This is a genomic window from Tatumella ptyseos (assembly GCF_030552895.1).
Taxonomy (GTDB): Bacteria; Pseudomonadota; Gammaproteobacteria; order Enterobacterales; family Enterobacteriaceae; genus Rosenbergiella; species Rosenbergiella ptyseos_A.
Genome location: NZ_CP130649.1, coordinates 2,291,482 through 2,316,689, shown reverse-complemented (window position 1 = coordinate 2,316,689; position 25,208 = coordinate 2,291,482). Strand labels below are relative to the sequence as shown.

Sequence of the window (25,208 nt, the reverse complement as noted above, 5' to 3'; positions counted from 1 at the left end):
GAATAATGAAAATTATTCGGAGTCTCTCAAAGACTTTTGCAGTCTACAGCGTCTAAGACGTCTGTGGGTTGTGAGGTTAAGCGAATAAGCGTACACGGTGGATGCCCTGGCAGTCAGAGGCGATGAAGGACGTGCTAATCTGCGAAAAGCGTCGGTAAGGTGATATGAACCGTTATAGCCGACGATATCCGAATGGGGAAACCCAGTGTGTTTCGACACACTATCGTTAACTGAATACATAGGTTAACGAGGCGAACCGAGGGAACTGAAACATCTAAGTACCTCGAGGAAAAGAAATCAACCGAGATTCCCCTAGTAGCGGCGAGCGAACGGGGAGGAGCCCAGAGTCTGCATCAGTCAGTGTGTTAATGGAACGGTCTGGAAAGTCCGGCGATACAGGGTGATAGCCCCGTACATGAAAATGCACTGATTGTGAGCTCGAAGAGTAGGGCGGGACACGTGGTATCCTGTCTGAATATGGGGGGACCATCCTCCAAGGCTAAATACTCCTGACTGACCGATAGTGAACCAGTACCGTGAGGGAAAGGCGAAAAGAACCCCGGCGAGGGGAGTGAAATAGAACCTGAAACCGTGTACGTACAAGCAGTGGGAGCACGCCTTGAGCGTGTGACTGCGTACCTTTTGTATAATGGGTCAGCGACTTATATTTTGTAGCAAGGTTAACCGAATAGGGGAGCCGCAGGGAAACCGAGTCTTAACTGGGCGTTAAGTTGCAAGGTATAGACCCGAAACCCGGTGATCTAGCCATGGGCAGGTTGAAGGTTGGGTAACACTAACTGGAGGACCGAACCGACTAATGTTGAAAAATTAGCGGATGACTTGTGGCTGGGGGTGAAAGGCCAATCAAACCGGGAGATAGCTGGTTCTCCCCGAAAGCTATTTAGGTAGCGCCTCGTGAACTCATCTTCGGGGGTAGAGCACTGTTTCGGCTAGGGGGCCATCCCGGCTTACCAACCCGATGCAAACTACGAATACCGAAGAATGTTATCACGGGAGACACACGGCGGGTGCTAACGTCCGTCGTGAAGAGGGAAACAACCCAGACCGCCAGCTAAGGTCCCAAAGTCATAGTTAAGTGGGAAACGATGTGGGAAGGCCCAGACAGCCAGGATGTTGGCTTAGAAGCAGCCATCATTTAAAGAAAGCGTAATAGCTCACTGGTCGAGTCGGCCTGCGCGGAAGATGTAACGGGGCTAAACTATGCACCGAAGCTGCGGCAGCGACACTATGTGTTGTTGGGTAGGGGAGCGTTCTGTAAGCCGTTGAAGGTGAACTGTGAGGTTTGCTGGAGGTATCAGAAGTGCGAATGCTGACATAAGTAACGATAAAGCGGGTGAAAAACCCGCTCGCCGGAAGATCAAGGGTTCCTGTCCAACGTTAATCGGGGCAGGGTGAGTCGACCCCTAAGGCGAGGCTGAAAAGCGTAGTCGATGGGAAACAGGTTAATATTCCTGTACTTGGTGTTACTGCGAAGGGGGGACGGAGAAGGCTAGGTTATCCGGGCGACGGTTGTCCCGGTTTAAGCGAGTAGGCTGATAGTTTTGGTAAATCCGGACTATCTTAAGGCTGAGACGTGATGACGAGGTTCTACGGAACTGAAGTAATTGATGCCATGCTTCCAGGAAAAGCCTCTAAGCTCTAGGTAACATTGAATCGTACCCCAAACCGACACAGGTGATCAGGTAGAGAATACCAAGGCGCTTGAGAGAACTCGGGTGAAGGAACTAGGCAAAATGGTGCCGTAACTTCGGGAGAAGGCACGCTGGCGCGTAGGTGAAGGGACTTGCTCCTGGAGCTGAAGCCAGTCGAAGATACCAGCTGGCTGCAACTGTTTATTAAAAACACAGCACTGTGCAAACACGAAAGTGGACGTATACGGTGTGACGCCTGCCCGGTGCTGGAAGGTTAATTGATGGGGTTATCCGTAAGGAGAAGCTCTTGATCGAAGCCCCAGTAAACGGCGGCCGTAACTATAACGGTCCTAAGGTAGCGAAATTCCTTGTCGGGTAAGTTCCGACCTGCACGAATGGCGTAATGATGGCCAGGCTGTCTCCACCCGAGACTCAGTGAAATTGAAATCGCTGTGAAGATGCAGTGTACCCGCGGCAAGACGGAAAGACCCCGTGAACCTTTACTATAGCTTGACACTGAACATTGAGCCTTGATGTGTAGGATAGGTGGGAGGCTTTGAAGTGTGGACGCCAGTCTGCATGGAGCCAACCTTGAAATACCACCCTTTAATGTTTGATGTTCTAACGTAGACCCGTGATCCGGGTTGCGGACAGTGTCTGGTGGGTAGTTTGACTGGGGCGGTCTCCTCCCAAAGAGTAACGGAGGAGCACGAAGGTTAGCTAATCACGGTCGGACATCGTGAGGTTAGTGCAAAGGCATAAGCTAGCTTGACTGCGAGAGTGACAGTTCGAGCAGGTGCGAAAGCAGGTCTTAGTGATCCGGTGGTTCTGAATGGAAGGGCCATCGCTCAACGGATAAAAGGTACTCCGGGGATAACAGGCTGATACCGCCCAAGAGTTCATATCGACGGCGGTGTTTGGCACCTCGATGTCGGCTCATCACATCCTGGGGCTGAAGTAGGTCCCAAGGGTACGGCTGTTCGCCGTTTAAAGTGGTACGCGAGCTGGGTTTAGAACGTCGTGAGACAGTTCGGTCCCTATCTGCCGTGGGCGTTGGAGAATTGAGGGGGGTTGCTCCTAGTACGAGAGGACCGGAGTGAACGCACCACTGGTGTTCGGGTTGTCATGCCAATGGCATTGCCCGGTAGCTAAGTGCGGAAAAGATAAGTGCTGAAAGCATCTAAGCACGAAACTTGCCCCAAGATGAGTTCTCCCTGACTCCTTGAGAGTCCTGAAGGGACGTTGAAGACTACGACGTTGATAGGCTGGGTGTGTAAGTGCAGCGATGCATTGAGCTAACCAGTACTAATGACCCGTGAGGCTTAACCTTACAACGCCAGAGGCGTTTTGGAATGAGAGATTTATCAGCGCGTTGACAGATTTTAAGAAACGAATTTGTAGAAACGATGAATTTTTATCGTAATCAAGGCGACGACCAAGCGATAGGAAGGAGCATACACCGGTATGTGACTGACTAGCGCGAGGGAAGTTAACGCCGAGTACGTTAAAAAGACACGTTTTTAGCACCAAGAATTTGCCTGGCGGCACTAGCGCGGTGGTCCCACCTGACCCCATGCCGAACTCAGAAGTGAAACGCCGTAGCGCCGATGGTAGTGTGGGGTCTCCCCATGCGAGAGTAGGGAACTGCCAGGCATCCAATTAAGACCAATAGGTCATGACCACACCCTTGACACGGTGCGGGAGAAACAAGCAAGGTAGCAATGCTGCTTTGAGACAGAATCGGTGGAGCGGTAGTTCAGTTGGTTAGAATACCTGCCTGTCACGCAGGGGGTCGCGGGTTCGAGCCCCGTCCGTTCCGCCACTTTTTAAAGAAAAAGCCATATCAGCGATGATATGGCTTTTTTGTATTATTCGAAAATTACTTTATCAGGGTAACCCGCTAAATTAAAAACGGCTTACCCGTGTCTCAATTAATGTAACTTATTATCTTCTTGTTTCCGTTCTGACGTTGAATCCTTATTACGCAATTTCTTAACTTGGTCAGCGGTAACTGCAGAAGCATTATTTCCCCAACTTTGACGAATAAACGTGACGACATCTGCGACTTGTTGGTTAGTTAATCTCCAGCCAAAATCAGGCATAGTCAAACCTGTTATCGCATCTTGAGTGACGGCCATTTTACTTCCCTTTAGTACAACACTTATTAGTGAAGAAGGGTCGTCACTCAATACTGCTGAATTAAGCGCTAATGATGGGAAGGTTTTTGCATAGCCTTTACCATCAATTCGGTGGCAGGCAGAACAATTATCCATATATTCTCGTGCCCCTCGCTGTGATAAGTCTCCCTTAAGTAATGCGATAGACGTTGACTCATCTTCTTTAGGGGCAACCGCTTTGTCATTAGCGGGCTTTAACGATTTAAGGTAGAGAGCGATAGCGGCTAAATCTTGTTGACTAAGATATTGAGTACTATGCTCAATCACATCAGTCATCGAGCCAAATGCAGCACTTTGATCCGTTCTTCCGGTTTTAAGGAACTCAACAAGCTGACTGGTTGACCAACGTCCTAAACCGTCTTTGACATTACTAGTCAGATCAGGAGCATGCCAACCCTCTAGTGTTCCCCCTGTTAAATAGGCTGGGTTCTGTTGATCAAGAGCCTTCTCTTGAAACCCTATTCCTCGTGGAGTATGGCAGGTACCACAGTGTGCTAGTCCTTGAACTAGGTATGCCCCACGATTCCATTGAGGGCTTTGATGCGGATCGTTTTGATAGATTTTTCCGTCATAAAATAACTGATTCCAGATTGCGAGAGGCCAACGCATACTTAGTGGCCACCGGATATCACTATCTCTATTTTTCTGTGATACGGCCGGGACGCTGTGCATGAAATACTCATACAATACTTTCATATCGGCATCAGTGATTTTGGAAAATGATATATAGGGCATCGCGGGGTAGAGGTGATGACCATCTTTTGCGATACCGCCACGTACGGCTTTGACAAAATCATCATAAGTATAATTACCAATTCCATACTCTTTATCTGGAGTAATATTGGTAGAGTAAATCGCCCCTATTGGTGTCGACATTTTTAAACCGCCTGCAAAGTTTTTTCCACCTGGGGCTGTGTGGCATGCAACACAATCTCCCGCCGCAACGAGTTCTTGTGCCTTAGTGAGAACTGGATTGGCCAAGCCATAGTGTGAAATTGCCAGTAAGGAAAGTGCAGTTAACCGTGTGTTCCATTTCAACATAAGAGTCTCTCCCTTTTTATACCTGAACTAAAGGCCCGGGGTTCGCTAAGTAACGAGTACGTATTGCATTCGCTGCAAACAAGGCAGTCGCACCAACAATTCCTGTCGGGTTATAGGCCAGGTTTTGAGGGAAGCAACAGGCACCAAGAACGAATAGATTGGGAACATCCCAACTTTGGAGATACTTATTGACTACGCTCGTTTTAGGGTCGCTTCCCATTACTGCACCACCGGTGGTATGGGTAGATTGATAGGGACGAACATCGTAATGTGCATCCATTCCCATATAATTCATTTCATAGTGTTCGGGATTGATCAACTTAACGATTTCTTCAGATTTTTGACCGATGAAATGGGTCATCTTTAACTCATTCGGTTGCCAGTCAAATGTCATACGCAATAGAGGTTGTCCGTGTACATCGGTATAGGTTGGATCAAGATCTAGATAGCATTGCTTATAAGGCATTACTGAGCCGGATGATCCTACATTCATGGTGTGTAAATAATTATCACGAATAGCCCGTTTCCATCCTGAGCCCCATTTCGGCGCGTGGGAGGGGATAGCCATTTGCTGAATGGGGCGTCCACCAGTAGTGGTGGCTGAGATGGTGGCTCCACCGATAAAATTTAATGTGGAGTGATCAAAGTTTTCTGCATTGAACTCATCGATAAACATACCCGAGGTGCCCGTTGCAGCAAATGGATTAAATATACTGTCGGGTTTAAAAAATAGACTAATACCACCATTCATTTGGTATGCATAATTACGGCCTACTACCCCTTCACCTGTTAGGGGATTATAAGGTTTACCTATTTTCGAGAGTAATAATAAGCGGACATTGTGTAATTGAAATGCACTGAGGATAACTAGATTTGCAGGTTGTTCCACTTCCTGGCCCTCTGCATCGATATAAGTGACGCCTGTAGCCTGTTGTCCGGTTGAATCAGTATTGACTCTTATAACGTGGCATTGGGTTCTTAGTTCAATATTATTAAAGGGCTTTAAAGCGGGCAATACGCAGGCTTGTGGCGATGCCTTAGAGTAGTTATAGCAGCCAAAACGTTCACAAAATCCACAATAGTTGCAAACGCCCATTTGTACACCGTACGGATTAGTATAGGGTTCAGTACAATTGGCTGCAGGTACCGGGAAAGGATGATAGCCTAACTTTTTAGCTGCCTCGCTAAAAAGCATGCCGGCATACTGTGTTTTCAAAGGTTTAGTGGGATAAGCGTTTTGACGAACGGCTTCAAAAGGATTCCCACCTTCTATAAGTTCTCCTCGTACGTTACCTGCCTGTCCTGCCGTGCCACAAATCTTTTCAAATTTATCGAAGTAAGGCTCCATTTCAGCGTAAGTAAAGGGATAATCTTGAACGGTCATATCCTTAGGGATGAAGTTAGCACCATACTTTTCAACCACCGTACTGCGCATACGCAAATCGGCTTCGAGTGGCCGCCATAACATTCCATTCCAGTGGCTACCGGCCCCTCCCACTCCATCTCCAGGTAAGAATGACCCAAAACGACGATAGGGTAGTGCGGTCTGAGAAGAATTATGCCGGACAGTAACGGTTTCTTTTGATGCATTTTGAAAAAGCTTTAATCTAATGCCATAAGTGAGTTCATCGGTAATTTTGGGATAGGCAAAATCAGGGTAGGTGTCACGTGCTTCTCCACGCTCCAGTGCAACAATATTAAGTCCACTCTCAGCGAGCTCTTTTGCCATTAATGAGCCCGTCCAGCCGAAACCTACAATAACGATATCTACGCCCGGTTTTTTAATTGCCATCTTAAATAATCCTCTTCCCGGAAATACTGACTGGACCTAATGGGTAAGGCTGGTTTGGATGATCTAATACTTGCGGATAGTCAGCTCTGGCTCCTGGGTAACCAATTAATTTCCATGAGGCTAACGTCTGATTACCACCGTGTAATGGGTCAGCGAGATAGCCTTCTTTTGTATTGTCGAGTGCCTGAGTGAAAAACAACTTCCCCGACATATCACGGAAATTCACTGTCCCTTCTTCAAGCTTTTGCAGGATACTGTCTTGGGTTTCCGAGGGGAGTTGGCTAAATTCTGCATTATGCTGTTCATGGCACCACTGATTAAGGCCGCGAATTCCGCGACGCCAAGTTTCTCTTGGCACAGACGACGATTGATAACCAATTTCCGGCTCAGCATCAGCAAATGGACCCTTCATGTACCATAAGTGTCCATACCCGTAAGGTAATTCCATTTGCTTGTCGATAAAGATTGGAACGCCCTCGCTTACCGCACCTGGACCGAGTTCATCTTCAGGAATTAATCGATCGGTTATGGCGATAACTGTCCGCCATTCATCATTATTGAAAAAAGCAGGAACATAGTGCTCAGTAACCGATTCTGATTTTTTCTCTGCGGCGAGTGCCTCATGGGTGAGCAAACTACCGCTCGCTGCGGCTAAAGGAATGAGACTGAGTGAACGTTTTAAGAAATGCCGCCGAGACGAAATATAGGGATCGTGACTCATGGAATATCTCCGTATTTTTTTAAATAATGGGTCCATCGTGCGGTGGATAATGGAGTTAAGGTAAAACCTTAGAAACTAGAGGGGAATAATTGTTAATACAAGGTTAAAAAGTGCTTGGATTTTTCTACTACTGAGAGTCTTTTTCTAAGTGATTGATATTATTATTCATTAATCCTAATTGTTAGCGATGCTAGTTATTTAATTCTGCTAATAGTTTGATCTATGTTAAATTTCCCTCTGAACCTAGTGCTATATGAGAAGAAGAGGTGTGCAAGTCCTTGGTATTTTTATTGGCCCTGCGTAGTATGGGAGATGGTTAATAAGTAGAGAGGTAGGGGAGAGGGTGCGTAAAAAAGCCTATGCAGTGAGATATGTCGCAGGTCAACCTAACGAGATTATCTTTGCGCCAGAAAACAGTGATCCCCTTACGTATTGTTTGCCAGAGGGTGCACGTTTGCCCGCTTATAAAACCTTGAAAGTATTAGTTTGGAATATTTTTAAACAGCAGAGAGCGGATTGGCAATCGGTCCTGTTGGGGCTAGGAAAAGAGAGCCATTTAATTTTATTGCAAGAAGCGCAGACTACGCCTGAACTCATCGCTTATGCAACTAAACACCATATCTCTGTGGAACAGGTTCCTGCCTTACAATTCCCTCAACATCCCTCGGGCGTCATGACATTATCAGGTACCTCGGCAGTTTTTTGCTGTCCGTTACATGAGCGTGAACCACTGCTTCGTATGGCTAAATCGGCACTCATTACCGTATATCCTCTTCCTGATGGTCGAATGTTAATGGTCGTCAATATTCATGCGGTGAATTTTAGTCTTGGAATTGATATTTACCGTAAGCAACTAGCAGCGGTGGGAGAGCAAATGCGAACTCACCAAGGGCCTGTCATGATGGGGGGAGACTTCAATTCTTGGAGCAGACAACGTATGAATGTTCTCTACGCATTTATCCGTGATCAGTCTTTAAAAGAAGTCCGCTTTCCGCAAGACTTTCGCCGAACGGCTTTTGGAAGGCCGCTCGATTTTATATTTTATCGGGGGATGTCTATCAAGAATGCTCGCGTTTTGAAAACTGAAGCTTCGGACCATAACCCGTTATTTGCCGAATTCAGTTTCACGGAGAGTCGCTAACTATGCAATGTTTCGATGGCCATAATGACCTCTTACTTAACTTATGGTTGAATTATCCAAATAACCCAGCGGCTTTTTTTGAGAAGGTCGATGGGCATCTCGATTTTCCTCGTATACAGCAGGCTGGCTTGATTGGGGGGCTCTTTGCGATCTTCATTCCACCCAGACATTACATTGCAGAAAAATACCCTCATCACGCTAAAAAGCTAGAAAACCCTCTCGAGGTGATGTGGGAACAGCTCGCTATATTAAAAACGTTGATCCAACAATCCGAAGGAAAAATGGAACTTTGTACGACCTCGGCAGCTATACATCGCGCAATCACGCGGCAGGTTTTTGCTGCGGTGGCACATATTGAGGGGGCTGATGCATTGGCACTTGATAACGCCGCTCTCGAAGCCTTTTATCAAGCGGGTGTTAGAAGCGTAGGGCCTTTTTGGAATACCCCTAATGCTTTTGGCGAAGGGGTAACGGGTGCTTTTCCTGGTACACCTGACAGTGGACCTGGACTTACTTCAGCTGGAAAAGATCTTATTGCTCAGCTCCTAGCAAAAAAAATGGTTATTGATTGTTCTCACATGAACGAGAGAACATTTTGGGAGGTCTCCCTGCTTAGCCATCAACCTCTTATTGCGACACATTCGTCAGTGCATCATCTCTGTCCACAGCCTCGAAATCTCACCAATCAACAACTCTTAGCTATTGCAGAGAGTGGCGGTGTAGTGGGGATTAATTTCGGTAATGCTTTCATTCGCACTGATGGTGCACGGATTGAAGAGACTTCGCTCGATACGTTGGCGGACCATTTTTGTTATGTGGCAGAGCTTATCGGTGAAGACCATCTTGCTTTAGGCTCAGACTTCGACGGTGTATCGGTACCAAAGTCTCTAGGTGACGTCACAGGGCTACCCTTTCTGACTGAGCGGCTTTATAGCCGAGGTTTTTCCGCTGAGAGTCTAGAGAAAATCATGCATCGAAACTGGTTAAGAGTACTCGAACGCACCTGGGGTCAATAACGCGGATTAATTTTGGTTTAGTGTTGACCTTGGCGAAACATTAGCGCAACATTTACTTCCCGATGGCAACGAATAGTTGCCTAGACGATAATAATGAGGACAACACCATGTGGAAAAAACCAGAATTTGAAGATATGCGTTTAGGTATGGAAATCACTCTGTACATCTCTAATCGCTAAATAGCACATCTATGCCCGCGTTGATGCGCGGGCATCTTCCTTTCTTTAAATCGACACTTCTATGTTTATCAAAGTTTTAGGCTCTGCCGCCGGTGGTGGTTTTCCTCAATGGAATTGCAACTGTGCCAATTGTCAGGGCGTCAGAGAAGGCACCATTCCTGCGCGTCCGCGCACACAATCCTCGATACTTATTAGCGATAATCGCCAAGATTGGGTGCTGTGCAATGCTTCACCAGATATCTCCGAGCAAATTCGTCATACCCCGGAATTTGTTAAGCACGGCCATCTGCGTGGAACCACAATAAGCGACATCATTCTCACAGATAGCCAAATTGACCACAGTACAGGCCTTTTGAGCTTACGTGAAGGCTGTCCGCATCGTGTTTGGTGTACTGCTGAGGTCCATGAGGACCTCTCGACAGGGTTTCCCATTTTTCCGATGCTAACGCATTGGAATGGCGGCTTACTTCATCAGCCGATTGTGCCGATGGAAGCTTTTAAAACACGAGTTTGCACACAACTGCGTTTTACCGCAATTCCCATTATGAGTAATGCTCCGCCATATTCACCATGGCGTGATAAGCCGTTACCAGGGCACAACGTTGCGCTCTTTATTGAAGATGAGTCAACGGGTAAGAGTGTGCTTTATGCCCCTGGTTTAGGTGAACCCGACGATGTCATTTTGCCTTGGTTACAAAAGGCTGATTGCTTACTCATCGATGGGACTGTCTGGCAGGATAACGAGTTAGTTGCAACCGGTGTAGGCGTGAATACTGGTAAAGCCATGGGCCATTTAGCGCTTTCTGAAGAGAAAGGTATGATGGCAATGCTGGCGACCCTTAAAGCTCAGCGCAAAATATTGATTCACATTAATAATACTAACCCAATACTAAACGAATCCTCCCCCGAGAGAGCTAGCCTTGATAAGGCAGGCATAGAAGTCAGTTGGGACGGTATGGAAATCACGTTGGGAGAATAAAATGTACGTCCGCGAAACGCTAACACCAGAAGCTTTTGAACAGGCCCTGCGCGATAAAGGGGCTTATTACCATATCCATCATCCTTACCATATTGCTATGCATAATGGGCAAGCAACAAAACAACAAATTCAGGGATGGGTAGCGAACCGTTTTTATTACCAAACTAATATTCCTTTGAAAGATGCAGCGATCATGGCCAACTGTCCCGATCCCAGCGTAAGACGTCAATGGGTACAGCGTATTCTTGACCACGATGGCGAAGGGGAGAGTGAAGGGGGCATTGAAGCTTGGCTGCAGTTAGGGGAAGCCGTTGGATTAACTCGAGAAGAGTTACTCTCTGAACAACATGTGCTACCTGGAGTACGTTTTGCGGTCGATGCGTATGTTAATTTCGCGCGCCGAGCGAATTGGCAGGAAGCAGCCTGTAGTTCATTAACAGAACTTTTTGCACCGCAAATACACCAATCTCGTTTAGATAGCTGGCCTCAGCACTATCCTTGGATTAAAGAGGACGGCTATTTTTATTTCCGAAGCCGCCTTGGCCAAGCTCGGCGAGATGTTGAGCATGGGCTATCCTTAGCCTTAGAGATTTTCGATACGGCGGAAAAACAGACGCGTATGCTGGAAATCTTACAATTTAAGCTCGATATTCTTTGGACTATGCTTGATGCCATGACCATGGCTTACAGCTTAGACCGTGCCCCTTATCACACAGTGACCGACCAACCAGTTTGGCACACGACGCGTTTGGTGTAAAAATGATGACGTTATCTGCAGTACCCTGTTTTCGACGTGGCTACCGTATGCAATGGGAAGAGACTCAACAACAGCATGTGATCCTCTATCCAGAAGGCATGGCGAAACTTAATGAGTCGGCAGCCATGATTTTAGAGCTCGTTGATGGTGTCGCAAGTGTCGATTTGATCATCGAAAAACTGAATACCCGCTTTCCTGATGCAGGAGGCGTGGATGAGGATGTTATCGATTTTCTTCAGGCGGCTTACCGTCAAAAGTGGATTTTGCTGAACGATGCAAAGTAATCCAGATATTAAAGCGCCGCTATGGTTATTGGCTGAGCTCACCTATCGCTGCCCGTTACAGTGCCCTTATTGTTCAAATCCACTAGATTTTGCAAGGGCAAGTGAAGAGCTGACCACCGCGCAATGGATAGAGGTTTTCAAGCAAGCCCGAGCGATGGGAAGTGTACAGCTTGGCTTTTCTGGGGGCGAGCCGTTGACTCGCAAGGATCTGCCGGAGCTTATCGCTGCTGCGCGCGAACTCGGTTTCTATACGAATCTGATTACCTCAGGGATAGGCTTAACCGCAAAAAAGTTGGATCTGTTTGCTGAAGCCGGACTGGATCATATCCAAATCAGTTTCCAAGCCAGCGATGAGACGTTGAATGCTGCATTGGCCGGCTCAAAAAAAGCCTTCACTCAAAAACTAGAGATGGCTAAAGCGGTTAAAGCGCATGGCTATCCTATGGTATTAAACTTTGTTTTACATCGACACAATATTGATCAGATTGATCGGATCATTGAGCTTTGTATTGAGCTTGAAGCAGACGATGTAGAACTGGCGACTTGTCAATTCTATGGCTGGGCGCAACTTAATCGTGAAGGATTGCTACCGACCAGAAAACAGATTGCCGATGCTGAAAAGGTGGTTGCTTCTTATCGAGAGAAAATGGCAGCGTCAGGTAATTTGACTAACTTGATCTTTGTCACCCCAGATTATTATGAAGAGCGACCTAAAGGCTGTATGGGTGGCTGGGGGGCTATCTTTATGAATGTCACGCCGGATGGTAAAGCGTTACCATGCCACAGTGCACGCCAGCTCCCCATTGAATTCCCATCAGTATTAGAGCATCGTCTTGACGATATTTGGTACAACTCATTTGGCTTCAATCGTTACCGCGGTTATGACTGGATGCCAGAACCTTGCCGCTCTTGCGATGAAAAAGAAAAAGACTTTGGTGGATGTCGTTGCCAAGCCTTCATGTTAACGGGTAATGCCGATAATGCTGATCCAGTATGCAGTAAGTCTGCTCATCATGGAAAAATTCTCGAAGCGAGGGAAGAGGCTAATCACTGCCAGATGACCATCGAACAGCTACAGTTTAGGCATCAGCGTAATTCCGAGTTAATTTTCAAAACATCGGTCTAGGCATGGTGGGAATTGTTGAAGCTCGTCGCTACCAATTGTCGTCAGGACTTGAGGTCAATATAGAGCAAATCCCTCATTTGCAGCGTGCTGCGGTGGTATGGATTTTCCCAGTCGGTAGCCATCAGGAGCCAAAGGAGTGGCCCGGTTTAGCTCATCTCACCGAGCATATGGTATTTGCGGGCGGACAAGAGTTCTGCGGGCAACAGCGCCTTATGCCTTGGGTTCACCAGCAAGGTGGGCGACTTAATGCAACGACTCAACAAAATTATACCGCATACTATTTTGAGGTCGAGCCAACGGATCTGCAGCAAGGGTTGCAGCGTCTTAGTGATATGCTGACCGTCCCGCGGTTTGAGGCGGTGGACCTCTTACGTGAAACCGCGGTTATCGACGAAGAATATCGACTCTATTCCCACTCCCCTCAAGCATTAGCAAGTGCGGCGATCCATAGCCTTGTTGAATATCCCCCAGCCTTTACGCAGTTTCATATTGGCAATCTGAAGTCATTCGGTAGCGATATCACCTCACTCGGTGCTGCGTTAGCGCAATTTCACTCTGGCGGTTATTCCCTCGAACACAGTCAGGTTTGGATCGCTTCCCCTCTCAGCTGCGAGCAGCAACAGGCTGAAGTCGCGCAATGTTTTGATTTATCCGACATATCGATCGTTGCCGATTCATCGGCAGTAAGCTGTGTTGCAGAAAGTGAGACTATCAGCTGGCAGAACTGGCAAGGAGAGATTTGCTTGGCGACCCAGCCAGGTTTAGGTATTACACAAGTCATCGCGATACATAGGTTAAGTGATTGGCCGCTATTTGTTGAACTCATGAGTGATACCGCGCCCGGTTCGCTTTGCCACGTGATCAGTCGTCAGTTAGGAACTCATCTTTCTGTGCGGGTGGAACGTCATTATCACGATAACCAGCAGATATTTTTTACACTATGGTTTGAAGGGGCTGATTTTTCCGAACAAGCCGTGCAACAAAGCTTAAGTTTATGGCAGCGATGGCTGGTAGCTGCCTCAGCGCTCTCTGTTGAACAGGTCAAGCACTATCAGCAGTTGGCGGAAGCTGAAGCCTTACGATTACCGGCAATGGATTTTCTTCGTGAACATGCTCTTGGTTTTATTTTTACTGGAGCGACTCAAAGCGAATTTGCATCAAACAGTCTTCTCCAAGACCTTTCATCCATAAAAAATATCGCGGCATTACGTAACCGACCGGATACTCGGTTATCTAAAGTTGAATGCCAGGGACTTTATTGTCAATTTCACGTCACGTCATTAAAACGTATTACACCCACTTGCGACCACTATCCGTTTACGTTCTATCCCAATTCTGAAAGAAGAGAAGCGTTGCTGGCAGCGAAGGATAGCGGCCAACATGTACCGCTCCATTACCTTCGTGCAGCGGATGGTGGGAATAGCTTGTTGTTACGGCCTGCACCAGGATCCGCGATTACTGATAGAGTGCGAGCAGCTTTAACTCAAGCATTATCGCCAGTGTTTAGCCTTGTGAAACATGCTGGGGGTAAAATTTTTTGGCAACAGGCTAATGGTAATGATGTGCTCTTTATTCGTTTTGACCATTTTGCTGATCTTAAAAATTGTCTCGTTAACGTAATCAATCATTGGCCAAATGAGCTTCCAAACAGTTCAATTGATGGCTATGGCGCTTTATCGCTTCGACAACTTCTACAGAATATGCCGAGTATTTTAGCGGAAACTTTTGATCAGTGGATGGTCTCCTATTCAGGTTCTACGCAATGCGATGCTGAGGCCCTACAATCCATCCTCAGTCATCTACCGCTATGCTGGCGAAGCTTTCAACAAGATAGACTATTCGTACAAAATAATAGGGTTGTTCGGGCAGCAGAGAGCGATTCAAAGACGCTGGTGGCTTTTATTCCCTATCCGCGTACCTCACGTCGTGCATTAATGATTTACCAACGATTAGCGGGTTACTATGAGAGTGTTTTTTATCACCAACTCCGGGAAAAGGACGCTGTGGGATATGCTGTTGCTTGTCGCCCACGAGTCTTTCGAGAACGGTGGGGATTACAGATTATCTTACAATCCTCCCATCTTTCTACAGAGCAACTGTACCAGCGAGTAGAACTATTTTTTGAAGAATTAACGCTCTCCAACGAAATGATAATGAGTGGCTCAGCTATTAAGAATGAAAGTTGTGGTGATGAAGAAGTCGATGATGCTCTACAAAAATGCTTACCAATTGAAGCAAATGAAACTGAAGATGATGGCGAGGACTTTAGTCCTGAGAGAGCTCATCACCTTATTATCCAGCAAGTGAAAGATAAACAGGGTGGCTGGATTTTCGTGGAATAAAAAAAAAACTGTTCGAAACGAACAGCTTTTTTCATTCAACATTACGAGTTATTAACGAATAACGTCAGTTTCTTACCTGGTTGCAGCGATTGTTCATCTCGCGTCAAACTACCATTCCAACGAAGAACATCTTTGATGTTAACGCCGTGACGCTCTGCGATGCTGGAAAGAGAATCACCCTTACGAATCTTGTAGGTGATGCTATTTCCATTATCAGCCAGTTGTTGCCTGCTGTTTTTATCTTGACCGCCTAGCTCTAAGGTTTGACCAATCCGTACTTGCGCAGTACGTAAATTGTTCATCGACTTTAAGGCTTTAACGCTCAATCCGTGTTTTGCTGCTATAGTTGATAGGGTATCACCCGATCGAACTTTATAACGTGAAATTGAACTCGTTGCTGCAACTGCCATCGGCTGTACAGCTTGTATATCGTCCGTCGCTAAAGAATTTTTCAGTCTAACGACATGCGATTTGGGTACCATTACATATTGTGGACCACTAGGAGCGGTTGTTCCGCGCTTGTAGCCTGCATTGAAACTTTTTAGTCGTCCCACAGGAATTCCTGTCATTGAAGCGACTTGAGTTAAGTTAATTTGCTTACCAACGTTTACCTTAGCTAAGGCTCGGCCGGTATTGGCTTTCGGTAACTTAATCCCATACTGTTTAGGATTCTTAATAAGTTGGCTCAGCGCCAACATCTTCGGAATATAAACAGTTGTTTCTTTTGGCAGTGATAAGTTCCAGAAATCAGTTGGCTTACCACGTGCTCGGTTGGCCTTCATCGCATTCAGAACCCGACCTTCACCACTATTATAGGCTGCAACAGTGAGTAACCAATCACCGTGAAACATCTTATTCAGACGTTGTAGCATGTTTAGCGCTACGGTAGTTGACGCGACAATATCACGTCTTCCGTCATACCACTGCGTCTGTTTCAACCCATAATTTCGCCCCGTGCTTGCTACGATTTGCCAAATTCCAGCAGCGTTAGCATTGGATGTTGCATGGGGGTCAAAAGCGCTCTCCACTATAGGTAAAAGTACCAGCTCCATCGGCATCTTACGTTTTTGTATCTGGTCGACAATCCAGTACATATACGGTTCTGCTTGAGCAGTTACCTCGTGGAGATAACTCTTATCCTTTAAATACTTCAGTTTTTGTTCGCGGATCCGAGAATTATTCGGAACCTTCATCTTCAACTTGTCGCTAATGGTTGCCCAGAGATCGCTATTTTCTGCGGTTGTATTCCCATCATCCTGCCAATGGGGAGACAACATGCGTTCTCCGAGATTCCCATCACTTCCCTGACTCGCTGAAGACAGACTCTGTGCATGTTGTTCAGGCTCGCCTGCATCACTCCCTGATACATAGCAACTGAACAACAAGACTGAGGCGAGAAATATCGCTTTAGTCTTCATATAAGTTCATTGATTGATTAAAAGACAGGCAATGATACGTGAGCAAGCTGCCTAACACAACCCTAAACTTACCCTCGGTCTTTTAGGCGGCGTAATTCGGCAAAGCGTTGCGCAGGGGTGGTTAACGCGACATTCTTTGTAAAAAGCGCAACAACCTCAGGCTTATCGGTCATTAGGAAGAGATTAATTAATCGCTCAGTTTCCAGCGTAGTGGGTAAGGTAATTTGATCGTTGTCTCTTAATTTTTTCACTTTATCACGGTAGTCGCTGATCATTGAGTCATTGGGCAATAGGCGATGAGCAAAGTCTAAATTAGAGAGGGTGTATTCGTGGGCACAACATACCAGCGTTTCCTTAGGAAGTTGATTGATACGGCTCAATGATTCAAACATTTGATCTGCAGACCCTTCGAATAGACGCCCACAACCGCCTGAAAAGAGAGTATCTCCGCAGAAGAGATAGGGTTTAGCATAATAGACGATATGACCCAGCGTATGGCCAGGAGTCGCAAGAATGGTGAAAGTATGGTTGAGAAGTTCGAGCTTATCTCCCTCTTCAACTTGATGGGTAGCCCCTTTACTTAAGGTCTCTTCTGGCCCATAAACTGGAAGTGTTGGGTAATGTTCGGTTAAGGCTTTAACGCCACCAGTATGATCAGCATGGTGATGTGTTAACAGGATCGCTTCAAGTTTCCACTGTTGTTGGGCGATCGCGTTAAGCACAGGTTGGGCCTCACCGGGATCGACGATGATCGCGCGTTTATGATCATCGATTAAGGCCCAAATATAATTATCTTCTAATGCGGGCAGGGCTGTTAATGTTAAGCTCATAAGGATTCCTTTGTCATCTAACCAGTGATTACTTAATGAAGAGTGCAAAAATCAGTCGTTCTCTTAGCGGTCCTTCACAATGGCATGAATTACGCTGGGGCTGCCAGTTCCAAACGCTTATCAGTGATGAGATACAACCTTGGTTAAGTAAACTTTATGGCTCGCATTTCATTAAGATAGGGTCGTTAAGTCACTCCATCGATACTAGTCGCTGTGCGATAAGCCATCAAGTCAGGATTGGTGGTGATGCCCTGCAAGTCGATTTAGTGGGTGATAAAGAAAAGCTTCCCATATTGAGTAAGTCGGTTGATGCTTGCCTAATCACTCATGCTTTAGCGTGGAGTAAAGATCCTCACCAAGTATTACGAGAAGCGGACCGTGTGTTAGTGGACGACGGTTGGATAATATTATCCGAATTCAATCCATTTAGTTTGTTGGGGCTACTACGCGGGTGGCCGGAATTATCGCTGAAAGCCCGTTTCTATACCAAAAGCCGGCTCATTGATTGGCTGAGCTTGTTAAACTACGAGATAGTCAGTTACCGCACAACACAAATACTGCCTTGGCGGTGGCAGGCTGGGATGATGACGCGTCACTTCCCAAGTTTAGGATGCAATCACTTAATCCTTGCTCGTAAACGGACTTATCCTCTTACCTTAGCCAAAAAACGGGCTTCAGCTCAGGGGGCCCGTTTAAGGCCCGCGGTCAATGTGAGTCGCCAAATCTGTACATTGGGTGATCATTATAAAGCGGATAAATAGCCGTCGTCAGAATGCGTCGGGTGGCTTGCTGCCTGACGTGCTAATTCATCACAACGCTCATTTTCAGGGTGTCCAGCATGACCTTTTACCCACATCCAACGAATACTATGATCTTTTAAGGCTAAATCGAGGCGCTGCCATAAATCGACATTCTTAACGGGTTTCTTATCTGCCGTTTTCCATCCGCGTTTTTTCCAGTTATGGATCCATTGAGTAATACCTTGACGAACATACTGGCTATCAGTGGTGAGCGTTACATCACATGGCTGAGACAGGGCCTCTAACGCGACAATTGCCGCAAGTAATTCCATTCGATTATTCGTCGTGAGCTGATAGCCTGCACTAAACTCCTTAGTATGCTGACCATAACGGAGAATGGCTGCATAGCCACCAGGTCCTGGATTACCTAAGCAGGAGCCATCGGTGAAAACTTCTACCTGTTTACGCATATCTGGTAGACTTCCTTGGGTAAAACAGCAAGTTTATCGGAATGAGAACTATGAGCACAGTAAAAAACCGCCAGATAGTCCTGGATACTGAAACAACGGGTATGAATATGGTCGGTGTTCATTATGAAGGCCATCGAATCATCGAAATTGGTGCAGTAGAGGTCATTAATCGCCGTTTAACGGGGAACAATTTCCACGTCTATATCAAACCGGACCGGCTGGTGGACCCTGAAGCATTTGGTGTCCACGGTATCTCTGACGAATTCTTGAGTGATAAGCCTGCCTTTGCCGATATCGCTCAGGAGTTTCTTGATTATATCAAAGGAGCTGAACTGATCATCCATAACGCCCCCTTCGATATTGGTTTTATGGATTACGAATTCGATAAACTTAAGCAGGGCATTGGCCATACCAGCGAGTTTTGCACAATTACTGATAGCCTAGTGATGGCTCGTAAGCAGTTTCCAGGAAAACGAAACAGCTTAGACGCATTATGTGGCCGATTCGATATTGATAATACTAAGCGGACACTACACGGCGCATTACTTGATGCGGAAATTCTCGCTGATGTATACCTTTCGATGACGGGGGGACAAACGACCCTTACGTTTAGTGGTGAGACCGAACAATCGACAGATTCTGGATTACTTGCCCAGCACCGAACGGCCGAAACGGCGGGAAAACTTCGTGTCATCAGTGCGACAGAGCGCGAACAAACTGAACACGAGGCTTACTTGGATCGTATATTGAAAAAATCGGGTCAATGCTTGTGGCGATAAGGTGTTGATCGAAAAAGAAGCAAACAAACCCTGGGTACTATAAAAATTATTGACGAAAATCAGCAACCTGATTAGTATACGCATCGTTCCCGACGGGGGACAAGCGCGGAGCGGTAGTTCAGTTGGTTAGAATACCTGCCTGTCACGCAGGGGGTCGCGGGTTCGAGCCCCGTCCGTTCCGCCAAAATTTAGGCCCTAGTTAGCTTGCTAACTAGGGCTTTTCCATTTTTATTGTTAGAGCAAATACGCCTTCCTTGGCGCATTATTTTCCTGTAGAAAACGCTTTTCTATTTCCGGCATACTCCTCGTGTTTACACTGGATTAGCATGTAAATCTGGTTTAAATGACCTTTTTATCAGCACTTGGGTTGAAAAAAACCGTCGTTTAACTTTTACCCCCAATATTCGTGTGACCATACTCCCATATCTGTAATACCATTCTACCTTTCGCCCAGCATTTGTGACCAAGATGCTGTGGTTTGCCATTGGCTTTTGGAAATTATTATTAATACAGGAAAACTATGGACAAAAACTTTATAAAAAAGCACCTGCTCTGGTTGATGGTGGCTTTAGTCGGTGCGGGGTGTCTTGGGGTTGTCGCACTTCGCCGTGGAGAAAGTATTAGTGCACTATGGCTAGTTATTGCTGCCGTCTCCGTCTATCTAGTCGCCTACCGCTACTACAGTCTTTATATTTCACGAAATGTGTTAGGGCTTGATGCGACGCGTGCCACGCCAGCTTTTATCAATGGAGATGGTTTGAACTACGTTCCGACCAATCGCTATGTACTTTTTGGCCATCATTTTGCAGCAATCGCTGGCGCGGGGCCGCTAGTGGGTCCGGTATTAGCTGCGCAGATGGGCTACTTACCTGGCACACTCTGGTTACTAGCCGGAGTCGTGGTCGCAGGCGCGGTGCAGGACTTTATGGTCCTATTCATCTCAAGTCGTCGTAATGGTAATTCGTTGGGAGAAATGGTTAAGCAAGAGATGGGGGCAGTCCCCGGATTCTTAGCGCTTTTTGGCTGTTTCCTGATCATGATCATCATCTTAGCGGTGCTCGCACTGATAGTTGTGAAAGCACTGGCCGAGAGCCCATGGGGCGTTTTCACCGTCTGCTCAACCTTGCCTATCGCACTATTTATGGGCATCTACATGCGATTTATTCGTCCAGGACGTGTAGGCGAAGTCTCAATTATTGGCGGCCTGCTACTGCTACTGGCCATTTGGTCCGGCGGCGTGATTGCTCATGATCCTTATTGGGGACCCGCATTAACCTTTAAGGATACAACTATCACTTGGGCGTTAATTGGCTACGCATTTGTTTCAGCTCTGCTTCCTGTTTGGTTGATTCTTGCACCGCGTGACTATTTAGCAACATTCTTGAAGATTGGCGTTATTGTAGGATTGGCGATAGGGATAATTATTCTGCATCCTCAGCTAAAAATGCCCGCTGTAACGCAATTTATCAGTGGTAATGGCCCCGTGTGGAAAGGTGCATTGTTTCCTTTCTTATTTATCACCATTGCTTGTGGTGCGGTATCGGGTTTTCATGCGTTAATCTCAAGTGGTACAACACCTAAGCTGCTTGCTAACGAGACCGATGCACGTTTTATTGGTTATGGCGCGATGTTGATGGAATCTTTTGTTGCGTTGATGGCATTAGTCTCTGCAGCGATTATCGAACCGGGCTTGTATTTTGCGATGAACACTCCGCCAGCGGGATTGGGTATTACTATGCCAAATCTTCATGAGCTTGGGGGAGATAATGCGGCGCTTATCATGCAGCAACTACAAGTCGCGACGGCACAAGCCGCTGCTAAAGTTAGCAGCTGGGGCTTTGTGATTTCGCCAGAGACGATTCAGCATACGGCCGCAGCAATTGGTGAGCCCTCTGTATTAAACCGAGCAGGTGGTGCACCGACTTTAGCCGTTGGTATCGCAATGGTGTTCCATAACATTATTCCTATTATCGACATGGGTTTTTGGTACCATTTCGGCATCCTTTTTGAAGCGTTATTTATCTTGACGGCACTTGATGCGGGAACAAGAGCTGGCCGCTTTATGCTGCAGGATTTACTTGGCAACTTTATTCCAGGCTTAAAAAATACTAATTCCTTAGTCGCTGGTATTTTAGGCACAGCGGGATGTGTAGGATTATGGGGATATTTACTGTATCAGGGTGTTGTAGATCCTCTCGGTGGCGTAAAAAGCTTATGGCCACTTTTCGGTATTTCCAATCAGATGCTCGCCGCAGTGGCTTTAGTGCTGGTGGCAGTAATACTCGCGAAAATGAAGCGTGACCGTTATATTTGGGTACCCATTGTGCCTGCAGTGTGGTTAATGATCTGTACGACATGGGCGTTAGTTTTAAAGCTGTTTAGTAATAATCCGCAAGCTGAAGGATTTTTCTACATGGCACGGCTTTATCGCCAAAAAATTGCCGAAGGGACGGGGACCGTCGCATCCGATCAGCTTGCTAATTGGCAACATATTGTGGTGAATAACTACACAAATGCTGGGTTGAGTATTCTTTTCCTCATTGTTGTCTATGGTATTGTTGCTTATGGTATCAAAGTCTGGTGGCAAGCAACGCGTCATCCTCAGCGTACCGATCTTGAAACGCCATATATAAAGCTCGATCCAGATGTCGCGAAGAAAACGATGTCATCAGGTTCTCATCATTAATATAGGTAATTAAAAGATGATTTTCCGCCAATTACGACATATTAAAAAATGCTTAGCTCAGGCCGGTAATATGTTGGTAGGAATTCCCGATTACGAGCACTATGTGCAGCATATGCAGATCAAGCATCCTGAAAGTCCTGTGATGAATTACGAAGATTTTTTCCGTGAACGTCAACAAGCGAGATACGCAGGAAAAGGGAAGGGAGGGATGCGCTGTTGCTAAAAAGAAAGGAGCCGTAAGGCTCCTTCTTATTACGATTGTGGTTGACCCACAGGACCTGAACCAACTGGGCCACCTGGTACTGATTGACCGCTAGGCGCAACAGGGCGACCATTTTGGAGTGCGCCATTATCATCTGGCCTAGGTCCTTGGCAACCCGCTAGTACGGTCATGGCAACAACGACCAATAATCCTTTCGAAATCATATTCATGCTTTCTGGCCTCTTCTTGTGGAATGATGATTAATTAAGTTGATAATTTAAGCCTAGAAAAGAATTACGAACTCTGCCAGATTTATCTCAATAATTTTGAGTGTCCATTCAGATATGCTTAGCAATTAGGCTACACTCGATTAATTAAATTATGTTTTTGGATGCTGATGATGAAGACTATTGCAATGATATTGTATGGCGTAACCCTTTCAATGAGCCCCTTCACCTATGCACAGTGGCCACCCGAAGCCGGTGCAAAAGTACCAGGAAATACATTGGAGTTACCGACAACCTTAAAACCTGTTTCAGTCCCTTTGGATAAACTTCTTAACCAAGGTGCCACAATTATAACTGCCCAGCGTGACACCAATGGCCCTACGGTTACCTTAAAAAAAGGTAAGCATTACATTATGTGTACTGTAGCTGGCGCAGGTAGCGGTAGTGACCAAAACATCGCGACGTCGCGATGCTACGCGATGAATTAAATCTCCCTCAGTACAGCGTTCATTATTCGGGAATGAAGCGCGTGGCAGAGAAACAATTCAGGATTTTATGCATCACGTAAGTAACAACCAATGTTGCCAGTAGCGACACTGTGACTGAGGTCAGTCGATAAAGATCACTGAAAATGATGTCATTATTGGGATGCATATACTGTCCAAAAATAAGGCCAAGGGTAGTTAGTATGGAAAAGCCGACGCCGGAACCTACCTTCTCGAAGACATGTACTCGAGCAGCTAAAATCAAAGCCAAACTCACTAGCGGTAAAAGTAATAATAAATGACGACTGAAGTCATACATGATGAGCTGAATAACCAGTGCGAAAAGGCATCCAATTATCACACCTATAATTCGCCAAGTGGCTGAAAGGACGGCCCCCCGGTAATGCATCGGGAACAGAGCAAAGATCCCAGCCATTAAAGCCGCTAGCGAATCACTGAGGGTATACACTTGAAAGAGCACAAATAGCAGCGTTGCGATGACCGATGCCAGCAAGGTTTCATGCATAATTCTTGAACTACTTTTGGTAATTGGCGCAGGGCGCTGACGGGGTTCTGTATCGGGAAAAATAAAGCAGGCAATTGCAGAGAGTACGACGGCCAGTAGGCTTCCCACTATATTGGAGAACATCAAATCATTCATATCAGTGGTTGCGTAACTTAAAAAGTCAGGCATCACACTCAGACAAATGACGCCCATTGACCCGAATAGAAATAAGGGGCCACGACTCATCAAATAAAAACGTAAGGTATAGAGTATAAAAACGGCTAATGTCATCGGTAAGGGGTAGTTAACCAAAAAGGTGAACAGTAGCAGCATCTCTACGCAGTTAATTATCGCGTTCGCTACCATCTGACGGGCAATATGTAAATTGAACATCGGGACAAGTCCCGTCAGCATGATGGGGTAGACCACGTAAAATACACCATATTGTGTGTCTATCCAGCTATGAAAGAATAATCCCATACTCCCGGCAAAAGTGATCCTTAGCATATGCCGTAAATCGTTACCGGATAATGGTTTAAATTTCGCTGGGTATTTACGTTCTAAAAGTCGACTAATAAACATAGTGTAATAGGCTTATTAAGCGAATTTGAAGGCGGCCGAAGAACGAGGATAGTCCATTTCCACTATTATAAAGCTGAACCGTTGCTCTCGCACCAGCCGGAAGGTCGATGGGTTGGTTCGAATCTACCACTAAATGAATGCGCATGCGTTGTGCATCACGAACCCAGCGGTTAGATTCCTGAGGGGCAGCTAGATACCCATTGATATCTTGTTGTCCTGCCATAACGCCAGCATCACGGCTCGCGACAGTTGCTTTGAATACTTGACCTGGTAATGCATCGAAGACGATCTCTGCGGCAGTACCGATATGGGTCTTGGTGAGACTTTTTTCACGAAAATCGGCGATGATATCAGGTGTTGTATTCACTAAGGCCATTGAGGCGACTCCAGCGTTAGCATACCATCCCTCTTTCAACTGTAGATTACTGACAACGCCATCACTGTCCGCACGTACCTTGGTATAGTTGAGATTAAGGTTGGCTTCTTCGAGCATATTTTGATATTTCTGAAGGGTGACGTTATTGCCATCTCGGCTACCGCGCGAAATAATCAATTGATTTAATGTTGCGTTCAAATTCTCAACCGTCTGTAAACCAGTTTGCCAAGTGGTATAAGCGGTATCGAGTGCTTGACGAGAGATTAACTGGTTGTGATCCAAGGCATGGTAGCGTTGATAATCCCGTCCCGCGTTTTGTGCATCAAGCTGCGCAGCCCGAATTTTGGCCCGAGTTGCACTAATCTGTGCATCAATTTGTTGGTTATCAAGGGTCGCTTGCTGGTATGCAATGCGTGCAGACTCGACTTGATTTTGGTAAGGCCGAGGATCAATCTCATATAAAAGTTCCCCTTTTTTAACATGGCTATTATTGGTGACGTAAATGTGTGTGACATAGCCCGGTGCTCTAGACGATACCGGTGTGACAACACGCATTACGGTAGATTCTGGTGTTTGTGGAAACCAAATATCGGCCACCAAAAAATAGCCAAACATGGCAGCAAAGACGACCAGCGTAAATTTCACCCAACGAGAAAATTGTTGCTCTGGACTCATAATGGTTAACTCACTTTCCAAAAAGG

Annotated in this window: 22 protein-coding genes, 2 tRNA genes and 2 rRNA genes; 17 read left to right on the top strand and 9 right to left on the bottom strand. The window is 46.2% G+C overall.

What is annotated here, in order from left to right; translation table 11 throughout:
- Window positions 1-74: 74 nt before the first annotated feature.
- The 3 genes from QJR74_RS11080 to QJR74_RS11070 all read left to right on the top strand — a co-directional run bounded on the left by QJR74_RS11080 (window position 75) and on the right by QJR74_RS11070 (window position 3,474).
- Window positions 75-2,982: ribosomal RNA gene (locus tag QJR74_RS11080) — 23S ribosomal RNA — on the top strand.
- A gap of 207 nt (window positions 2,983-3,189) precedes the next feature.
- Window positions 3,190-3,305: ribosomal RNA gene (gene rrf, locus QJR74_RS11075) — 5S ribosomal RNA — on the top strand.
- 92 nt (window positions 3,306-3,397) lie between these two features.
- Window positions 3,398-3,474 (top strand) — tRNA-Asp (locus tag QJR74_RS11070).
- A 109-nt stretch (window positions 3,475-3,583) separates the two neighbouring features.
- On the opposite strand, the gene QJR74_RS11065 is transcribed toward QJR74_RS11070, so the two are convergent.
- The 3 genes from QJR74_RS11065 to QJR74_RS11055 are packed head-to-tail and all read right to left on the bottom strand — an operon-like array spanning window position 3,584 to window position 7,383.
- Window positions 3,584-4,870, bottom strand: coding sequence for a c-type cytochrome (locus QJR74_RS11065; RefSeq protein WP_304371915.1), 1,287 nt, complete (start codon window positions 4,868-4,870; stop codon window positions 3,584-3,586).
- Between the two features lie 16 nt (window positions 4,871-4,886).
- Window positions 4,887-6,662 carry a GMC family oxidoreductase gene (locus tag QJR74_RS11060; protein ID WP_304371914.1) on the bottom strand — a complete coding sequence of 592 codons (1,776 nt, stop codon included), beginning with the start codon at window positions 6,660-6,662 and terminating at the stop codon, window positions 4,887-4,889.
- 1 nt (window position 6,663) lies between these two features.
- Complete coding sequence (locus tag QJR74_RS11055; protein ID WP_304371913.1) at window positions 6,664-7,383, bottom strand: gluconate 2-dehydrogenase subunit 3 family protein; 720 nt, start codon at window positions 7,381-7,383, stop codon at window positions 6,664-6,666.
- A gap of 343 nt (window positions 7,384-7,726) precedes the next feature.
- Between QJR74_RS11055 and QJR74_RS11050 the strand changes: the two genes are divergently transcribed.
- The 8 genes from QJR74_RS11050 (at window position 7,727) to QJR74_RS11015 (ending at window position 15,207) form a co-directional block, all read left to right on the top strand.
- Complete coding sequence (locus QJR74_RS11050) at window positions 7,727-8,524, top strand: endonuclease/exonuclease/phosphatase family protein (protein ID WP_250333036.1); 798 nt, start codon at window positions 7,727-7,729, stop codon at window positions 8,522-8,524.
- 2 nt (window positions 8,525-8,526) lie between these two features.
- Entirely contained in the window at window positions 8,527-9,540 is a 1,014-nt protein-coding gene (locus tag QJR74_RS11045) for a dipeptidase (protein ID WP_304371912.1), read from the top strand.
- A 107-nt stretch (window positions 9,541-9,647) separates the two neighbouring features.
- Entirely contained in the window at window positions 9,648-9,719 is a 72-nt protein-coding gene (pqqA, locus tag QJR74_RS11040; protein WP_099823985.1) for a pyrroloquinoline quinone precursor peptide PqqA, read from the top strand.
- A gap of 61 nt (window positions 9,720-9,780) precedes the next feature.
- The gene (pqqB, locus tag QJR74_RS11035) at window positions 9,781-10,698 is read left to right on the top strand and encodes a pyrroloquinoline quinone biosynthesis protein PqqB (RefSeq protein WP_304371911.1); all 918 of its coding nucleotides are present in this window, start codon (window positions 9,781-9,783) and stop codon (window positions 10,696-10,698) included.
- Between the two features lies 1 nt (window position 10,699).
- Complete coding sequence (gene pqqC / locus QJR74_RS11030) at window positions 10,700-11,455, top strand: pyrroloquinoline-quinone synthase PqqC (protein WP_304371910.1); 756 nt, start codon at window positions 10,700-10,702, stop codon at window positions 11,453-11,455.
- A gap of 5 nt (window positions 11,456-11,460) precedes the next feature.
- Window positions 11,461-11,739 (top strand): pyrroloquinoline quinone biosynthesis peptide chaperone PqqD, encoded by a 279-nt coding sequence (gene pqqD, locus QJR74_RS11025; RefSeq protein WP_092678107.1) that lies wholly within the window; start codon window positions 11,461-11,463, stop codon window positions 11,737-11,739.
- Window positions 11,729-12,865 carry a pyrroloquinoline quinone biosynthesis protein PqqE gene (pqqE, locus tag QJR74_RS11020; RefSeq protein WP_304371908.1) on the top strand — a complete coding sequence of 379 codons (1,137 nt, stop codon included), beginning with the start codon at window positions 11,729-11,731 and terminating at the stop codon, window positions 12,863-12,865. The genes pqqD and pqqE overlap by 11 nt, the downstream gene beginning before the upstream one ends.
- A gap of 2 nt (window positions 12,866-12,867) precedes the next feature.
- Window positions 12,868-15,207: an insulinase family protein gene (locus QJR74_RS11015; RefSeq protein ID WP_304371907.1), complete on the top strand. Its 2,340-nt coding sequence runs from the start codon at window positions 12,868-12,870 to the stop codon at window positions 15,205-15,207.
- Window positions 15,208-15,248: 41 nt separating this feature from the next.
- Here the strand turns inward: QJR74_RS11015 and mltD are convergent, their stop codons facing one another.
- Both mltD and gloB read right to left on the bottom strand, forming a co-directional pair.
- Window positions 15,249-16,625 (bottom strand): murein transglycosylase D, encoded by a 1,377-nt coding sequence (mltD, locus tag QJR74_RS11010; protein ID WP_304371906.1) that lies wholly within the window; start codon window positions 16,623-16,625, stop codon window positions 15,249-15,251.
- A gap of 68 nt (window positions 16,626-16,693) precedes the next feature.
- Complete coding sequence (gene gloB / locus QJR74_RS11005; RefSeq protein ID WP_304371905.1) at window positions 16,694-17,455, bottom strand: hydroxyacylglutathione hydrolase; 762 nt, start codon at window positions 17,453-17,455, stop codon at window positions 16,694-16,696.
- A 35-nt stretch (window positions 17,456-17,490) separates the two neighbouring features.
- Between gloB and QJR74_RS11000 the strand changes: the two genes are divergently transcribed.
- Window positions 17,491-18,216, top strand: coding sequence for a class I SAM-dependent methyltransferase (locus QJR74_RS11000; RefSeq protein ID WP_304371903.1), 726 nt, complete (start codon window positions 17,491-17,493; stop codon window positions 18,214-18,216).
- Here QJR74_RS11000 and rnhA read toward each other — a convergent pair.
- The gene (gene rnhA / locus QJR74_RS10995; protein ID WP_304371902.1) at window positions 18,198-18,665 is read right to left on the bottom strand and encodes a ribonuclease HI; all 468 of its coding nucleotides are present in this window, start codon (window positions 18,663-18,665) and stop codon (window positions 18,198-18,200) included. The genes QJR74_RS11000 and rnhA overlap by 19 nt on opposite strands.
- Before the next feature lie 50 nt (window positions 18,666-18,715).
- Between rnhA and dnaQ the strand changes: the two genes are divergently transcribed.
- The 4 genes from dnaQ (at window position 18,716) to QJR74_RS10975 (ending at window position 22,353) form a co-directional block, all read left to right on the top strand.
- Window positions 18,716-19,444: a DNA polymerase III subunit epsilon gene (gene dnaQ / locus QJR74_RS10990; RefSeq protein WP_304371900.1), complete on the top strand. Its 729-nt coding sequence runs from the start codon at window positions 18,716-18,718 to the stop codon at window positions 19,442-19,444.
- Window positions 19,445-19,551: 107 nt separating this feature from the next.
- Window positions 19,552-19,628: transfer RNA gene (locus tag QJR74_RS10985), tRNA-Asp, on the top strand.
- 336 nt (window positions 19,629-19,964) lie between these two features.
- On the top strand, window positions 19,965-22,130 hold the full coding sequence (locus tag QJR74_RS10980; RefSeq protein ID WP_304371899.1) for a carbon starvation CstA family protein: 2,166 nt from the start codon (window positions 19,965-19,967) through the stop codon (window positions 22,128-22,130).
- A 16-nt stretch (window positions 22,131-22,146) separates the two neighbouring features.
- On the top strand, window positions 22,147-22,353 hold the full coding sequence (locus QJR74_RS10975; protein ID WP_304371898.1) for a YbdD/YjiX family protein: 207 nt from the start codon (window positions 22,147-22,149) through the stop codon (window positions 22,351-22,353).
- A 29-nt stretch (window positions 22,354-22,382) separates the two neighbouring features.
- Here QJR74_RS10975 and QJR74_RS10970 read toward each other — a convergent pair whose 3' ends face one another.
- Entirely contained in the window at window positions 22,383-22,562 is a 180-nt protein-coding gene (locus QJR74_RS10970) for a hypothetical protein (protein WP_304371896.1), read from the bottom strand.
- Window positions 22,563-22,729: 167 nt separating this feature from the next.
- On the opposite strand from QJR74_RS10970, the gene QJR74_RS10965 reads away from it, so the two are divergent.
- Window positions 22,730-23,047 carry a hypothetical protein gene (locus tag QJR74_RS10965; RefSeq protein ID WP_304371895.1) on the top strand — a complete coding sequence of 106 codons (318 nt, stop codon included), beginning with the start codon at window positions 22,730-22,732 and terminating at the stop codon, window positions 23,045-23,047.
- A 22-nt stretch (window positions 23,048-23,069) separates the two neighbouring features.
- Here QJR74_RS10965 and QJR74_RS10960 read toward each other — a convergent pair whose 3' ends face one another.
- Window positions 23,070-24,131, bottom strand: coding sequence for a DUF2955 domain-containing protein (locus QJR74_RS10960; RefSeq protein ID WP_304371893.1), 1,062 nt, complete (start codon window positions 24,129-24,131; stop codon window positions 23,070-23,072).
- Entirely contained in the window at window positions 24,121-25,185 is a 1,065-nt protein-coding gene (locus QJR74_RS10955) for an HlyD family secretion protein (RefSeq protein ID WP_304374030.1), read from the bottom strand. The genes QJR74_RS10960 and QJR74_RS10955 overlap by 11 nt, the downstream gene beginning before the upstream one ends.
- Between the last annotated feature and the right edge of the window lie 23 nt (window positions 25,186-25,208).

Bases quoted from the DNA above. Each gene is read 5' to 3' on its own strand.
- pqqE (WP_304371908.1), top strand. From the start codon at position 11,729: ATGCAAAGTAATCCAGATATTAAAGCGCCGCTATGGTTATTGGCTGAG.
- rnhA (WP_304371902.1), bottom strand. From the start codon at position 18,665: ATGCGTAAACAGGTAGAAGTTTTCACCGATGGCTCCTGCTTAGGTAAT.
- QJR74_RS10970 (WP_304371896.1), bottom strand. From the start codon at position 22,562: ATGAATATGATTTCGAAAGGATTATTGGTCGTTGTTGCCATGACCGTA.
- QJR74_RS11055 (WP_304371913.1), bottom strand. From the start codon at position 7,383: ATGAGTCACGATCCCTATATTTCGTCTCGGCGGCATTTCTTAAAACGT.
- gloB (WP_304371905.1), bottom strand. From the start codon at position 17,455: ATGAGCTTAACATTAACAGCCCTGCCCGCATTAGAAGATAATTATATT.
- QJR74_RS10960 (WP_304371893.1), bottom strand. From the start codon at position 24,131: ATGTTTATTAGTCGACTTTTAGAACGTAAATACCCAGCGAAATTTAAA.
- QJR74_RS10975 (WP_304371898.1), top strand. From the start codon at position 22,147: ATGATTTTCCGCCAATTACGACATATTAAAAAATGCTTAGCTCAGGCC.
- QJR74_RS11015 (WP_304371907.1), top strand. From the start codon at position 12,868: ATGGTGGGAATTGTTGAAGCTCGTCGCTACCAATTGTCGTCAGGACTT.
- QJR74_RS11045 (WP_304371912.1), top strand. From the start codon at position 8,527: ATGCAATGTTTCGATGGCCATAATGACCTCTTACTTAACTTATGGTTG.
- QJR74_RS10965 (WP_304371895.1), top strand. From the start codon at position 22,730: ATGATGAAGACTATTGCAATGATATTGTATGGCGTAACCCTTTCAATG.
- pqqB (WP_304371911.1), top strand. From the start codon at position 9,781: ATGTTTATCAAAGTTTTAGGCTCTGCCGCCGGTGGTGGTTTTCCTCAA.
- dnaQ (WP_304371900.1), top strand. From the start codon at position 18,716: ATGAGCACAGTAAAAAACCGCCAGATAGTCCTGGATACTGAAACAACG.
- pqqD (WP_092678107.1), top strand. From the start codon at position 11,461: ATGACGTTATCTGCAGTACCCTGTTTTCGACGTGGCTACCGTATGCAA.
- mltD (WP_304371906.1), bottom strand. From the start codon at position 16,625: ATGAAGACTAAAGCGATATTTCTCGCCTCAGTCTTGTTGTTCAGTTGC.
- QJR74_RS11000 (WP_304371903.1), top strand. From the start codon at position 17,491: ATGAAGAGTGCAAAAATCAGTCGTTCTCTTAGCGGTCCTTCACAATGG.
- QJR74_RS10980 (WP_304371899.1), top strand. From the start codon at position 19,965: ATGGACAAAAACTTTATAAAAAAGCACCTGCTCTGGTTGATGGTGGCT.
- pqqC (WP_304371910.1), top strand. From the start codon at position 10,700: ATGTACGTCCGCGAAACGCTAACACCAGAAGCTTTTGAACAGGCCCTG.
- QJR74_RS11065 (WP_304371915.1), bottom strand. From the start codon at position 4,870: ATGTTGAAATGGAACACACGGTTAACTGCACTTTCCTTACTGGCAATT.
- QJR74_RS11060 (WP_304371914.1), bottom strand. From the start codon at position 6,662: ATGGCAATTAAAAAACCGGGCGTAGATATCGTTATTGTAGGTTTCGGC.